Origin of the sequence: Bradyrhizobium sp. (assembly GCF_017881085.1) — a bacterium.
Classification (GTDB): Bacteria; Pseudomonadota; Alphaproteobacteria; order Rhizobiales; family Xanthobacteraceae; genus Bradyrhizobium.
On record NZ_JADGRI010000005.1, the window covers coordinates 1 to 13,393 of the forward strand.

The window sequence follows — 13,393 nt, forward strand, 5'->3', positions numbered from 1 at the left end:
CTGCGGCGCCGATCCCGAAGGCGTCGTCAAGGCGGTCGACATGCTGCTCGGCGCCGAGCGGCCGGTGATGCTGGTCGGCCAGGGCGTGCGCTATGGCGGTGCCGCCGAAGAACTCCTGAAGCTCGCCGAACGCCTGCAGATTCCGGTGGCGGCGTCGGCCTCGGGCCTCGGCGCGATCGACTGCAATCATCCGCTCGCGCTTGGCCTCGTCGCGCGCGCCGGCCATTATCAGGCCAACCACGCCACGCGTCAGGCCGACGTGCTGCTGGCGCTCGGCGTGCGCTTCGACGACCGCACTTCGAGTTCGTGGATCCCCGGTTATTCCTTCACCATTCCGCCAACCCGCCTCATTCACGTCGACATCGATCCCGAAGAGATCGGCCGCAACTATCCTGTCGCGCTCGGCCTGATGGCCGATGTCCGCACCTTCCTGCGGCAGATCCACGCCGAACTCGACCGCCGCGCCGACCTGACCAAACGCGCCGATGCGCGCAGGAAATGGCTGGCGCAGATCGACACCTATCGCAAGGAATGGGACAAGTTCGTCGCCCCCGGTTTTTCCGACGACACCACGCCGATCAATCCGCAGCGCGCAGCACTCGAGATCGACAAGGCGCTGCCGGAGAATGCGATCCTGGTCAGCGATATCGGCGTGCATCACAATTGGCTGCTGAGCTTCTGCAAGCCGAAGCGGCCGGACTCGCTGATCGGCTCGATGGGGTTTGGGCCGATGGGTTTTGGCGTCGCCGGCGTGATGGGCGCGAAATTCGCCGCGCCCGACCGGCCCTGCGTGTCGGTATGCGGCGACGGCGCGTTCTTCATGCACGCCAACGTGCTGGGAACGGCGGTCGAGTATAATCTGCCTGTCGTCTGGGTGGTCTGGAACAACTACGCCTATGCCTCGATCCGTGGCCTGCAGCGCGGCTATCTCGGCGGCCGCGAACTCGCCACCGACTTCCACGATCCCGTCAGCGGCCAGCGCTACAATCCGGATTTCGCCGCGATGGCGCGTTCCTGCGGCGTCGAAGGCGTGCGCGTCGACCGCGCCGGCGATCTCGGCGAAGCCATTCGCAAGGGCATTGCCGCCAACAAGCCCTATCTGATTGACGTCGATATCGCCGCCGACATCAATCCCTCCGGCGCCGGCGTCTGGGAGCTTCCGGGGCTCGGGCGAAGCAAGCCGGGCATTGGAACGCAATTCGAGCCGACCTGATCGTCGCAACAATCGAAGCGGAATTCTCGTCCGCAAAAAATCAAAGGGGGAAACGTCATGATGCTCAAAGGCAAGAAGGTCGTTGTGGTCGGGGGTTCGTCCGGTATCGGTCTTTCGACCGCCGAACTGGCGACGCGGGAAGGCGCCGAGGTCATCATTGCCTCGCGCAATGCCGAACGCCTCAACGCCGCGGCGGGCCCGATCGGCTCCAGGGCGATTCCGGCCGACGTCACCAGCGACAAGAGCGTTGAAGATCTGTTCCGCGCCTGCGGCCCGGTCGATCATGTCGTGGTCACGGCTGCGCAACTCAAGACCGGTCCGTTCAAGACCGTGGCCATGGACGACGTGCGCTCGACGATGGAAGGCAAGCTCTGGGGCGCCTGGCGCGTCGCGCGCTTCGCCGATATTCGTCCCGGCGGATCTCTCACGCTGGTGTCCGGGTATCTGAGCATTCGGCCCCGGCCCAATTCCGCTGTTATCAGCGTGGCCAACGGCGCGCTGGAATCGCTCACCCGCGCCTTGGCGCTCGAACTGGCGCCGGTGCGCGTCAATTGCGTGTCGCCGGGGATTATCGACACGCCGATCCGCGCGGCGATGCCGGAAGCGGCGCGCCGCGATATGCTGGCCAAGACGGCGGCGAGCCTGCCGGTGGGGCGCGTCGGCGTCGGCGAAGACATCGCAAGGCAGATCCTCGCCTTCATGACCATCGGCTTTGCGACGGGTTCGATCGTCTATCTCGATGGCGGCGGGCTGGTCACCTGAACATAAGGCCTCAAGCCCGCGAACACTCGAATGCCGCAAAACCCCGCAAAGCTGGTTGTTGTCGGACACGGGGCGGCCGGGCTCGCCGCGGCGCTTTCGGCGGCCGAGCAGGCGCGCGGCCGCGGCGTTTCCGTCGACATCACCGTGCTTGAGAAATCGCGCGAAGATGAAGCCGGCGGCAATACGCGCTGGTCGCCATCGAACATGCGGCTCGATGCGCCCGACCGGATCGATCCCGCTTTTGCCGATGACATGCTCAAGATTTGCGGCGGGCGCGGCGATATCAGCTATTTTCGTGCGCTGGCGGAACATGCGACCGCGACGATCGGATGGCTGCAACGCCACGGCGTCGAATTCATCACGCCTCTCTACTATCTCAGCGCCGGGCCTGCGCGCATCCAGCCGGTCGGCGGCGGAGGCGCCATCATTCAAAAGCTGCTCGCCGCGGCGAAGCAGGCAGGAGTGAAGGTTCGCTATGAATACGAGGCGCAGCGGCTGGTGATGGCGGAGGGGCGCATCGGCGGCATCGAGGTTCACGCCGGCGTTGGCGCTGCGACAACGCTCGACGCCGATGCGGTCATTCTTGCCAGCGGCGGATTTCAGGGTAACCCTTCGATGATGCGCGCGCATTTCGGACCCGGTGGCGAGAGCATCAGGCTGATCTCGCCGGGAACGCGCTTCGACACCGGCGACGGCATCCGCATGGCGACCGAGCAGGGCGCCAACATTTCCGGCGCGTGGGACGGCATGCATATCGAGCCGGTCGACCCGCGCAGCCAACATTCCGCGCCAGTCGTGCTGGTGTACCCTTACGGCATCGTCGTCGATCAGCACGGCCACCGCTTCTTCGACGAAGGCGGCGGCCTGATGCACGAGACCTGGGAGGCGCTTGCCCGCGACATCCACTTTGCACGGCCGAAGCGGTTGGCCTATGCGATCCTCGATTCCCGGCTGTTCGATATCGACGGCTACGCGCGCGCGATCCGGTCGGAGGTCCCACCTGTTAAGGCCGACTCGATCGAAGCGCTCGCGGCGCAGATCAGCGTACCGCCCGATAATTTGCGAAGCACGGTCGAGGCGTTCAACGCGGCTGCGACCGGCGACCCCGCGCGGTTCGATGCGGCCCGCTGCGACGGCCTGGCGGCTTCCAGCGAACTGAAGCCACCGAAATCGAACTGGGCGCGGGCCATTACAAAACCGCCGTTTCTCGCCTATCCCCTGGTCGGCGCCATCGCCTACACTTTCGGCGGTCTTGCGACCAGCACAAGAGCTGAAGTCATGGGCGAGCAGGGGCCGATATCGGGTCTCTACGCCGCCGGCGAAACCACCGGGCATTTCTACGGCACCGCGCCGAACGCGGTTGCGGTGCTGCGGGCGCTGGTTTTCGGAAAAATCGCGGGAGAAGCGGCTGTAGAATTCCTGCAGCGGCGATAGCATCGCCTCCTGCGCGGATAAGAAGAGGAAAGACACCATGACCGAACTGAACAACGGCGCCTTCATCCGCAACATCGCCGAAGTGCCCTGGCGCGAATTCCCCAACCATTTCGGCGGCGCGCTGTCGAAGCCGCTGGTGATGCCGGAGACCGCGGGCTCACACCATATCGATTACCGGATTTCGATGTACCAGCCGATGGCGCATGTCGCGCGCCACAAGCATCAGGTTCAGGAGCAGATCTACCACGTGCTCGAAGGCGAGGGGCTGATGGAGATCGCAGGCAAGAACCATCTGGTGCGCAAGCACGATTTTATCTTCCTGCCACCCGGGGTCGAGCACGCGATTTCGAATTCAGGTCTGGTCGACCTGGTATTCCTGGTGATCACCTCGCCGGTCACCGACGACGCCAAGATCGTCTGATGATTCATCGGCCACATGGTTCGAGACGCGCTTCGCGCTCCTCACCATGAGGGACTTCGGCCGTAGCAGAATTGGACCTCATCCTGAGGAGCACGCGTTAGCGTGCGTCTCGAAGGATGAAGCCACCGCACTGGAAATTGCTTCAACCGAGCGGGCCTGAGTGAAAATGCCGGCTTCCGACGCTTACGATGTCGTCGTCATTGGCGCTGGCGCCGGTGGCATGACGGCGGCCGCCGTCGCCGCCGCGGAAGGCTTGAGCGTCCTTGTCATTGAGAAGACGGACTTCGTCGGGGGAACGATGGCGTGGTCGGGCGGAATGGTCTGGATCCCCGTCAACACCTTGATGAAGCAGGCAGGCCTTGATGACAGCTTGCCCGCCGCCGCGAGCTATCTCGCCGGCACCGTTCCTGAAAGCGAAAACGCCGATTTGCGGCAAGTGTTTCTGGCGCGGGGGCCGGAGGCGGTCGAATATCTCGAAGCGAAGACCGAGGTCCGGCTGCAGCCGGTGAAAACCTATCCCGACTACTATCCGGAAAAGCCGGGATCGACGGCCGGCGGCCGCGTGCTCGAACCCATCAGTTTTGACGGCGCCGCGTTGGGCGCGAATTTTGCGCGGCTGCGTCCGCCGCTGCCGGAATTCACATTGTTCGGCGGCATGATGGTCAACCGGCTCGATATACCGCATCTTCGCAAAGTGGGGCGCTCGTTGCGCTCGACCCTGCGCGCGCTGCGTCTGGTTTCGCAATATGCGCTGCAGCGGCTTCGCGCACCCCGCGGTACCACGCTGCATCTGGGCAACGCGTTGGCCGCGCGGCTCTACGCGTCGCTGCTGAAGCGAAATGTCGATATCCTGTTCGGCACCGGTGTTGAGCAGCTCGTGATCGAAGGCGATGCCGTCCAGGGTGTGGCGATCAGGGATTCATCCGGCGCACGGGCGATCGCCGTGCGCAAAGGTGTCGTGCTGGCGACCGGCGGCTTCTCGCACGATGCGAGACTTCGGGAACAGTTCTTCCCCGCTGGAGCAGGTCCGGTTTCGGCCACGGCGCCCGCGGGGACCGGCGACGGCCTGCATGTCGCACTCGCCGCCGGCGCCAGCCTCCATACGCGGGTGGCCAGTCCTGCCTATTGGGTGCCGGCATCGCTGTTCAAGCGCGCCGATGGCAGCCAGGGTGTTTTCCCGCATACCGTGACCGACCGCGCAAAACCCGGAATCATCGCGGTCAATGCGGCGGGCAGGCGCTTTGTCAATGAAGCCTTGTCCTATCACGAGTTCGTCCTGGCCATGCTGCGTGACGGCAACGACGCGGCGGACCGTTCGATTCATCTCGTCTGCGACCGGCGGTTTCTATGGCGCTATGGGCTTGGCCGGATTCAGCCGTTCACTCTGAACGTGAGACGATACGCCCAGAGCGGCGAACTGATCGAGGCCGCCAGTGCCGACGCGCTCGCCGAAGCGATCCGCGTAGAAAAATCGGCGCTGGCAAGAACGCTGGAGACATACAATGCATCCGCCCGGATCGGGATCGATCCCGAATTCGGGCGCGGCGGCTCCATCTATCAGCGTCACCTCGGCGACCCCAGTCATTCGCCTAATCCCTGCGTCGCGCCGATCGAGCAGCCGCCGTTTTACGCGTTGCGGATTTATCCGGCGGATCTGGGCACCGCGATCGGCCTCCAGACCGATGGCCACGCCCGCGTTCTGAGGAAGGACGGCAGCGTCATTTCCGGGCTCTATGCCTGCGGCAACGATATGGGCTCGATCATGAACGGAAATTATCCGGGCCCCGGCATCACGCTCGGGCCGGCGCTGACCTTCGGCTACATCGCCGGCCGGCATCTCGCGCAAGAAAGAGGTAAGTGAGAGGACAATCATGACAAGCCCGGCCGCCGGCTTCGGCGTCAATACCTATTCCTATATTTTCGGCGGCAGCGCCGCCGATACCGTCGCGCGGCTCGCCGACCAGGGTTATGGCGGTGTCGAGCTGATGTTCTTTCCCGGCCATCTCTGGCCGGCCGAGCTTGATGCCGCAAAACTCCGCGGCTTGCGCAATCTCTGCGAGCAGCGGCTGCGGCTGGTGGCCGTCAACATGCCCAATGTCGACATCAACGTCGCCGCCGCCGCCGAGGAGATGCGCGCCTATACGCTCGATCTCCTGATAAAATTCGTTCGCTGCGCCGGGGAGTTGGGAGCCGGCGGGATCATCATCGGCCCCGGCAAGCCCAATCCGCTGTTTCCAATGCCACGCGACCGCATGGTCTCCCATTTCTATCGCGCGCTCGATGTGCTGGCGCCTCTGGCACGCGAGGTCGGCACAAGGCTGTTGATCGAGAATATGCCGTTCGCCTTCCTGCCGGACGCGGAGTCGTTGATGAACGTGGTCGACTTCTATGGCGACGCCGGCATTCGCGTCATCTACGACGTGGCGAACGCGCACTTCATCGGCGAGGCCCCCACGGAGGGATTGCGGCGCGTCCGCGACCGGCTCTCTCTCGTGCATTTCTCCGATACGACAAGGCAGACCTACAAGCACGATCCTTTGGGCCACGGCGATGTTCCACTCGCCGGCATCGCGTCCGCGATGAAAGAGGCCGGATACAGCGAGCTGCCGATGCTGGAAATCATTTCGCGCAGCCCGGATGCCGACATCGCCGATAGCTGCGCCCGCATGCGCGAAGCGGGGTTTGGCGGCGAAGCGTGAGCGGGTTTCGCGCGCGGTTACGCGCTGGTCCCCAGCCCCAGGCTCGCATAGATCCGCCGCGCATAGGCGCCGAATTCGTCCGTGGTCTTGATCGGCAGCGCGCGGGGAAACGGCAGCAGAATTGGGAAATATTCCGCCATCCGCGCGGGTCCCGCGGTGAGCACGGCGCAATGCGAGGCGAGGAACACAGCTTCCTGGATGCTGTGGGTAACGAAGATGATGGTCTTGCCGCTTTCGCGCCAGATCCGCAGCATCTCCAGATTCATCTGCTCGCGGGTCAGCGCGTCCAGCGCGCCGAACGGCTCGTCCATCAGGATCAGTTTCGGGTCGTGGACGAAGGCGCGCGCGATCGCGGTGCGCTGCTGCATGCCGCCCGACAATTGCTGCGGATATTTGTCCTCGTAGCCGGAAAGCCCGACAAGGTTGAGCAGGTCGCGCGCACGCGACCGCGCCGCCTTCATCGGCAGGCCGACGATTTCAGCCGGCAGCAAGACGTTGTCGAGAATGGTCCGCCATTTCAGCAGCAGCGCCTGCTGGAACACCATGCCGATGTCGCGCGCGGGGTCGAACGGCGTGTGGGCATTGCCGATCTGGATGGTGCCGCCGTCGGCGTCGTGGAGCCCCGCCAGAATCTTCAGCACGGTGGTCTTGCCGCAGCCGGAAGGCCCGACCAGCGAGATCAGCTCACCTTCCCTGACGTCCATGGTGACATCGGAGACCGCGAGAAATTCCTGGCCGCCCGAACGATAGACCTTGCGCACATTGCGCAGGCGGATGAAGGGCTCCTGCGGCTCGCTCATGCCAGCCATTTCTGCAGATTGTCGGTGACGAAATCGTCGTCGGAAAGATCCGCGTGCTCGTTGCAGACCCGGTCGATCTCGTGCATCTGGCCGGGGCTGAGGCCCTCCGCGGGATCGAGGCACCAGATTCCCTCCATCAGGCCTTGCCGGCGCAGGATCTCGTGGCAGCCGGCGATGCAGCCGCGGAAATTGTTGGCGACGTCGAAGAACGCGCTGTTGCAGTCGGTGACGCGGGCATCGAGCGCCAGGAGATCCGCCGGCACCGCCGCCTTGCCCCGCGCCGCCTTGCACATCTCGAACTGCTTGATCGCGCTCGCGGTCCATACCGACCAGTGGCCGAGCAGGCCGCCCTTGAAATAAGCGCGCGTGGTGACGCCCTTGTCGCGCAAATCGAACGGCAGCGTGAGGTCGAGCAGGATGTGGTCGTCGTTGCCGGTATAGAGCGCGATGCGATCGAGCCCGCCGGCGGCGGCGACGCCGCGCAGCACGTCGAGCGTGCGGTAGCGGTTGAACGGTGCGACCTTGATGGCGATGACGTTGTCAATCATCGCAAATCGCCGCCAGAACTCCGCGCTGAGGATGACGCCGCCGACCGCCGGCTGCAGATAAAACCCGACCAGCGGAATCTCGCGCGCCACCGCCTCGCAATGACTGATGATCTCGTGTTCGCTCGCGGATTTCATGGCGGCGAGGCTGAGCAGCCCGGCATGATAGCCGATGCCGCGCGCAACTTCCGCCTCGGCGACGGCTTGCCCGGTCGGGCCAGCGAGGCCTGCGACCAGCGCCAGCGGCCGCTTGGTCCAGCCCACCGCGGTCTCCGCGGCGAGCTCCAGCACCGGCCGGTACAGGCCGACATCGCGGATCGCGAACTGCGTGGTGTGGACGCCGACCGCAAGGCCGCCGGCGCCGGCGTCGATGTAATAGCGCGTCAGTGCGCGCTGATGTGTGGCATCGAGCGTGCGATCGGCGTTGAGCGCCAGCGGATGGGCGGGGATCACGGTCCCGTCGGCGATCAGGCGCCGCACCGCGGATTCGATTTTGCTATGATGCATGGCGATGATCCCTATCCATATTCCGGGCCGGCGACGGCGAAGGGCAGTTGCGCGGGCGGCGGGGCGGCGTCGCCGAAGCGCATGCGCTGAAACGGCCGCTCGATCTTCCAGCCAGAGCGTGTCAGGCCGTCGAGGAATGGGGCCTGCTCGAACACGACGTCGATCAGCAGCGGACCGTTCTCGGACCGCACGATTTCATTGACCAGAGTCAACGCCTGCTCCGGGCTGGTCGCAAGCAACGGGCCGATATGCCGCGCCTTGCGGCCGTCGCGGACGAGGGCAAGCGCATCGCCGTTCGACACCAGCCGGGAGCCGGAACGTCCGCCGAGCTCCGTCAGCAGGTCAACGCGATCGAAACCCATCGCGAGACGGTCCCGGGCGGCAAGTGTCGCGGTATCGACGGACGACAGCGACGGCGGCGCTTCGGCCTTGGTCGACATCGCATGCTCGAGCCGCAACCGCCGCAACTGCAGCGTCGGCTTGAATCCCAGGGGACCATAGACCGAGGCGCCTGCCGGCGTGGCGTCGAGCCACGTCGTCAGCCCTTGTTTGGCCGCGGCGGCGAGACAGGCATCGACCGATCTCGTGGCGAGACCGCGCCGGCGCCAGCTTTCGGTCACCAGCACCATGCTGATCCAGGCATTGCCGGACGAGTAGGGCAACAGCGCCGCGCTGGCGACGAGATGCCCGTCACTGTCGCGCACGCCGAACACAGCTCCCTTGGTCAGGAAGAAACGCCAGTCGGCCTCGTTCTGGTTCCAATGCGCTTCCGTCGAAAGCAGGAGTCCCGCGGCTGCGTCGTCCAAACCGAGCCGAACGATCGGCGTCTCGTCAGTACCGGCCATCGCGCACCTCGTATTTGGTGGGCTTTCCCAAGCTCGGCATCGCGCGCGCGACCCAGTCCGCGGTCCATTTTATCAATTGCTCGGTATCGACGATCGGCAGACCGAACAGTTTTACGGCCTGCGAGGTGTCGGTGAGCCAGGCGGTCGGCTCCTCCTTGCCGACGATGACAGGCGCACGGCCGAGCCGCGCGCCGAGTTTGGCGGCGAGATCGCGCACCGCCAAGATCTGGTGGCCGCTGACATTGATCGGCGAGGTCGGCGTGTCGCAATTCGCGAGGCAGCGCAGCGCCTGCGAAGACGCATCGCCCTGCCAGATGAAATTGACATGGCCGAGGCTGACGTCGATCGGCTTGCCGTTAAGGATCTTGCTCGCGATGTCGTGCAGTACGCCGTAACGCATGTCGATCGCGTAGTTCAGCCGGAACAGCCGGCCGGGCGTCGAAAACCGGCGCGAGAAATATTCGAACATGCGCTCGCGGCCGACGCAGGATTGCGCATATTCGCCGGGCGGATTGGGCTGAACGCTCTCGTCCGCGCCCTTGCCGTCGATCGGAACGAACGGATAGACGCAGCCGGTCGAGAACGCCACGATACGGGAGTTCCGGAAGACCTGCGCGACCAGCGCAGGGACGTGCGCGTTCATCGCCCAGGTCAGCGACAGATCGCCCTCGGCGCCGAATTTGCGCCCGGCCATGAACACGATATTTTTCACCTTGGGCAGCGCCTTGATCGCGGTCTCATCGAGCAGGTCGCACGCGATCGTCTCGACGCCGCGGGCCTCCAGCCACGCCTTCGCGGCCGGTTCACTGAAGCGCGCGATGCCGATCACGCGGCGGCCGGGCAGGGCGGCTTTGGCGAGGCCCGCCAGTGTCGGTCCCATCTTGCCGGCGACCCCGAGGATCATGATGTCGCCGTCGACCTTGTTGAGATCGTCGATCAGCGCCTGGCTTGGGCGGCACAAAAGATCGTCGAGCGCTCCGATATCGGCGATCGTCTCCGGCAAGGTGTTGCGCGTCAGAAACATGGATCTTCCTTCTTATTGCAGCCGCACGTCCCTGACCACGAACAGCCGTTCGAGGCCAAGCACCAGGCCGTAGAGCGCTACTCCCAGCAGCGTCAGCAGCACGACCGCCATCACCATGGCCGGTGTGTCGAGCGAGGATTGCACCTGGATCATGAGATAGCCGAGCCCGCGTTCGCTCGCGATGAATTCGCCGACGATGGCGCCGGCCACGGCCAGGATGGCGCCGACCTTCATGCCGGAAAACACGTAAGGCAGCGCACCCGGCAGCTGGATCTTGCGGAACAGCGTCCAGCGCGAGCCGCGCAACGATTTCACGAGGTCGAGCAGATCCGGCTCGACCTCGGTGAGGCCGCGCGCGGTGGTCAAGAGGATCGGGAAGAAGCAGATCGAGAAGGCGATCAGGATGTTTGGAAAGATGCCGTAGCTGAACCAGACGATGAACAGCGGACCCAGCGCCACCTTCGGGATCATGTTGAGCGTGACGAACAGCGGCAGCAGCAACAGGCTCACCAGCGGCGACCAGCAGAACACCACCGCCAGCGCCACGCCGACAAAGGCGCCCAGCGCAAAACCGCCGAGGATTTCGACCGCCGTCACCGCCAGATTGGAGAGCCATGCATATTTCGCGTAACCCAGCGTCGCGATCGTCGCCAGCGGCGATGGGAGCACGAATTTCGGCACGTGAAAGGCATCGACCAGCACCTGCCACAGCACGATCACGGCGACATGCACGACCAGGATGATCGCGAAGGTGCGGGCCGAGCGCATGCCGTCTGTGAACAAGGTGGTCTCCTGTCCCGCCCGCCGCTGGCGGGCGAGGGGTAGCTTAACCTATCCCGATACCCAGCAGCTTTCAACCAATTGGTTGATTAGGTTGGCTGCTTCCGTCGTCATTCCGGGATGGTGCGAAGCGCCAGACCCGGAATCTCGAGATTCTCCGATGTGCAATGGCACACCGTAGTTCGATGCTGCGCATTGCCCGGAATGACGGGGCTCCCTCACGGCCTCAACGCCTGCATCACCAGATCGACCACGTGCTTGCGGCGGGCGCGCCGGGCGGTGGGGCTCGACAGGTCCTTGCCGAAGATCGCCGACAGCGTCGGGGTGTTGGAGAAGAAGAAATAGCTCAAGCCGGCGATCGAGATATAGAGATGCACGGGGTCGACGCCGCTGCGAAAGGTTCCGGTCCGGACGCCCTGCTTCAGGATCTTCGAGACCATGCTGACCAGCGGCGAGTGCATGTCCTCGATCCGCAGCGAGGCGCGTACGTGCCGGGCACCGTTGCGGTTCTCGTCGTTGAGCAGCACGATGAAGTCCGGATGCAGCGCGAGGTGGTCGAAGGAGCTCTCGATCAGCTTGCGGATGGCCTGCTCGGGAGGCAATCCCTCGAGGTTGAGCGTGCGCTCCTGGGCGCGGATTTCCTCGTAGACCCATTCGAGCACCGCCAGGTACAGCGCGTCCTTGTCGCCGAAATAGTGATAGACCAACTGCTTGTTGACGCCGGCGCGGGCCGCGATCTCGTCAACCCTAGCTCCGGCAAGCCCGCTCTTGGCGAATTCGCGCCGCGCTGCGGTCAGCAGCTTCTGGCGTGTGGCGACGGGGTCGCGGCGCTGCGGCTTGGCGGCAGTTGGTCGTTGTTTGGGCATTTCCAACCAGACAGTTGACAATTCGGTCCGTCCCTTGTTGCATTGGTAGACCGGCGAAGGCGTGGCGACAAGGCCGCGAGACCCGAGTCACAAAGCGCCAACCGCGAGATCGAGGAGAGCCGCCATGAAGCGTTTCGGGATTGCAGGACTGGCGCTCGCGCTGCTGGCGCCGACCGCTCCCGCCGGCGCCGGCGAAGCCGTCAACCTGATCCTGAACTGGACGCCGACCGCCGATCACTCGCCGTTCTATTACGCCAAGGCGCAGGGCTGGTACGAGAAGGCCGGCATCGATCTCACCATCGAGGTCGGCAAGGGCTCCGGCGTCTCGGCGCTGAAGGTCGGCTCGGGCGGTTCGCCGTTCGGCATCGCCGATCTCGCGACCATGCTGGTGGCGCGCAGCAAGGGCGCCGACGACGTGGCGCTGATGAGCATCTACGCCAATACCGGGCAGACCTTCTACTGGCTGAAGAGCTACGGCGTGAACGGGGTCAAGGATTTTCCCAGCCACAAGATCGGCAATCCGCCGGGCGACGCCTCGCGCGTAATGTGGCCGGCCTTCGCCAAGGCGGCGGGGATCGCGCCGGATTCCGTGAATTTCGTCAATGTCGGGCCGACCGCGAAGATCGCGGCGTTGAAGAGCCACACCGTCGACATCATCAGCGATTTCTACAACGAGCACGATCTGAAGGCGATCGAGTTCGGGGCCGACCTCGGCTACGTCAACTGGAAGGACATCGGGCTCAACCCTTACGGCAACTCGCTGATCGTCAACGGTGCCTACCTGCAGAAAAATCCGAAACTGGTCGAGGATTTCGTCAAGATCAGCCAGAAGGCGTTCGCCGCCTGCGTCGCCGACGTCGATCCCTGCCTGAAGGCGCTACTTGACCAGGTCTCCGGCCTCGACAAGGAAAACCAGCAGCGCCAATGGGAAAGAATAAAATTCCTGATGACCGACGAGTTCACCACCAGCAAGGCGCTGGGCTGGATCGACGGCGAGCGGATGAAGAAGGATTACGAGCTGGTGCAGACCTATCTCGGCATGGAAAAGCCGTTCAACGTCGAAGACGCGTTCACGACCAGGATGCTTGATACGTCGGTGAAGATGGACGCGAGCAAGGTGAAGAAGTGAGCGCCTAGGGCGCGTTCGGGTCCGGTCGGGTAACGATCGGCCGTTTGGCTTCATAGGCTCGACGCACGGCTTTGCCGTGCTCCTCACCATGAGGGTCCAAGGCCTCATCGTGAGAGTCTGATTCAAAAAGCGGTCAATAAGTTCGGACATTGGCGCCTGGCTCGTCATGCCCGGCCTTGTGCCGGGCATCCACGTCTTATAGTGCAGCGGCGAGAGAGACGTGGATGGCCGGGACAAGCCCGGCCATGACGAAAGTGAATCAATTTCGGGCTACGAGCGAGTGCCCTAATATGCTGGCTGCTTTTTCAGTCAGGCTCTGAGGGGCGCGTAACGCCGTCGCGAAGGATGACGCCCCCTGAGTTGGAACG

The 13,393-nt window shown here is 64.4% G+C and carries 13 protein-coding genes; 7 read left to right on the forward strand and 6 right to left on the reverse strand.

Annotated features, from left to right (window positions below; genetic code table 11):
• The 6 genes from QZ213_RS01155 to QZ213_RS01180 form a co-directional block, all read left to right on the forward strand.
• Positions 1–1,213 (forward strand): thiamine pyrophosphate-binding protein (locus tag QZ213_RS01155; protein ID WP_291684205.1); only part of this gene is annotated, 1,213 nt, incomplete at its 5' end.
• 57 nt (positions 1,214–1,270) lie between these two features.
• Positions 1,271–1,975, forward strand: a complete 705-nt coding sequence (locus QZ213_RS01160) for an SDR family oxidoreductase (RefSeq protein ID WP_291684206.1) — start codon at positions 1,271–1,273, stop codon at positions 1,973–1,975.
• A 30-nt stretch (positions 1,976–2,005) separates the two neighbouring features.
• Positions 2,006–3,409 carry an FAD-binding protein gene (locus QZ213_RS01165; protein ID WP_291684207.1) on the forward strand — a complete coding sequence of 468 codons (1,404 nt, stop codon included), beginning with the start codon at positions 2,006–2,008 and terminating at the stop codon, positions 3,407–3,409.
• A gap of 37 nt (positions 3,410–3,446) precedes the next feature.
• Positions 3,447–3,830: a cupin domain-containing protein gene (locus QZ213_RS01170; RefSeq protein ID WP_291684208.1), complete on the forward strand. Its 384-nt coding sequence runs from the start codon at positions 3,447–3,449 to the stop codon at positions 3,828–3,830.
• 166 nt (positions 3,831–3,996) lie between these two features.
• Positions 3,997–5,691 carry an FAD-dependent oxidoreductase gene (locus QZ213_RS01175; protein WP_291684209.1) on the forward strand — a complete coding sequence of 565 codons (1,695 nt, stop codon included), beginning with the start codon at positions 3,997–3,999 and terminating at the stop codon, positions 5,689–5,691.
• A gap of 10 nt (positions 5,692–5,701) precedes the next feature.
• The gene (locus QZ213_RS01180) at positions 5,702–6,529 is read left to right on the forward strand and encodes a sugar phosphate isomerase/epimerase family protein (RefSeq protein ID WP_291684210.1); all 828 of its coding nucleotides are present in this window, start codon (positions 5,702–5,704) and stop codon (positions 6,527–6,529) included.
• Between the two features lie 17 nt (positions 6,530–6,546).
• Here QZ213_RS01180 and QZ213_RS01185 read toward each other — a convergent pair whose 3' ends face one another.
• From QZ213_RS01185 to QZ213_RS01210, 6 genes are all read right to left on the reverse strand, one after another.
• Positions 6,547–7,338, reverse strand: a complete 792-nt coding sequence (locus QZ213_RS01185; RefSeq protein ID WP_291684211.1) for an ABC transporter ATP-binding protein — start codon at positions 7,336–7,338, stop codon at positions 6,547–6,549.
• Complete coding sequence (locus QZ213_RS01190; RefSeq protein ID WP_291684212.1) at positions 7,326–8,381, reverse strand: dihydrodipicolinate synthase family protein; 1,056 nt, start codon at positions 8,379–8,381, stop codon at positions 7,326–7,328. The genes QZ213_RS01185 and QZ213_RS01190 overlap by 13 nt, the downstream gene beginning before the upstream one ends.
• An 11-nt stretch (positions 8,382–8,392) precedes the next feature.
• The gene (locus QZ213_RS01195) at positions 8,393–9,226 is read right to left on the reverse strand and encodes a GNAT family N-acetyltransferase (RefSeq protein WP_291684213.1); all 834 of its coding nucleotides are present in this window, start codon (positions 9,224–9,226) and stop codon (positions 8,393–8,395) included.
• Positions 9,213–10,250, reverse strand: a complete 1,038-nt coding sequence (locus tag QZ213_RS01200) for an NAD(P)-dependent oxidoreductase (RefSeq protein ID WP_291684214.1) — start codon at positions 10,248–10,250, stop codon at positions 9,213–9,215. The genes QZ213_RS01195 and QZ213_RS01200 overlap by 14 nt, the downstream gene beginning before the upstream one ends.
• A 12-nt stretch (positions 10,251–10,262) precedes the next feature.
• A complete protein-coding gene (locus QZ213_RS01205) occupies positions 10,263–11,018 on the reverse strand; it encodes an ABC transporter permease (RefSeq protein WP_291684246.1) in 756 nt (251 codons plus the stop codon).
• Positions 11,019–11,248: 230 nt separating this feature from the next.
• On the reverse strand, positions 11,249–11,896 hold the full coding sequence (locus QZ213_RS01210) for a TetR family transcriptional regulator (protein WP_365884906.1): 648 nt from the start codon (positions 11,894–11,896) through the stop codon (positions 11,249–11,251).
• 124 nt (positions 11,897–12,020) lie between these two features.
• On the opposite strand from QZ213_RS01210, the gene QZ213_RS01215 reads away from it, so the two are divergent.
• Positions 12,021–13,025: an ABC transporter substrate-binding protein gene (locus QZ213_RS01215; RefSeq protein ID WP_291684216.1), complete on the forward strand. Its 1,005-nt coding sequence runs from the start codon at positions 12,021–12,023 to the stop codon at positions 13,023–13,025.
• The last annotated feature ends 368 nt before the right edge of the window (positions 13,026–13,393 follow it).

Excerpts from the sequence above, each read along its gene's own strand:
- QZ213_RS01160 (WP_291684206.1), top strand. The coding sequence starts at position 1,271 with ATGATGCTCAAAGGCAAGAAGGTCGTTGTGGTCGGGGGTTCGTCCGGT.
- QZ213_RS01165 (WP_291684207.1), top strand. The coding sequence starts at position 2,006 with ATGCCGCAAAACCCCGCAAAGCTGGTTGTTGTCGGACACGGGGCGGCC.
- QZ213_RS01170 (WP_291684208.1), top strand. The coding sequence starts at position 3,447 with ATGACCGAACTGAACAACGGCGCCTTCATCCGCAACATCGCCGAAGTG.
- QZ213_RS01175 (WP_291684209.1), top strand. The coding sequence starts at position 3,997 with ATGCCGGCTTCCGACGCTTACGATGTCGTCGTCATTGGCGCTGGCGCC.
- QZ213_RS01180 (WP_291684210.1), top strand. The coding sequence starts at position 5,702 with ATGACAAGCCCGGCCGCCGGCTTCGGCGTCAATACCTATTCCTATATT.
- QZ213_RS01185 (WP_291684211.1), bottom strand. The coding sequence starts at position 7,338 with ATGGCTGGCATGAGCGAGCCGCAGGAGCCCTTCATCCGCCTGCGCAAT.
- QZ213_RS01190 (WP_291684212.1), bottom strand. The coding sequence starts at position 8,381 with ATGCATCATAGCAAAATCGAATCCGCGGTGCGGCGCCTGATCGCCGAC.
- QZ213_RS01195 (WP_291684213.1), bottom strand. The coding sequence starts at position 9,226 with ATGGCCGGTACTGACGAGACGCCGATCGTTCGGCTCGGTTTGGACGAC.
- QZ213_RS01200 (WP_291684214.1), bottom strand. The coding sequence starts at position 10,250 with ATGTTTCTGACGCGCAACACCTTGCCGGAGACGATCGCCGATATCGGA.
- QZ213_RS01205 (WP_291684246.1), bottom strand. The coding sequence starts at position 11,018 with ATGCGCTCGGCCCGCACCTTCGCGATCATCCTGGTCGTGCATGTCGCC.
- QZ213_RS01210 (WP_365884906.1), bottom strand. The coding sequence starts at position 11,896 with ATGCCCAAACAACGACCAACTGCCGCCAAGCCGCAGCGCCGCGACCCC.
- QZ213_RS01215 (WP_291684216.1), top strand. The coding sequence starts at position 12,021 with ATGAAGCGTTTCGGGATTGCAGGACTGGCGCTCGCGCTGCTGGCGCCG.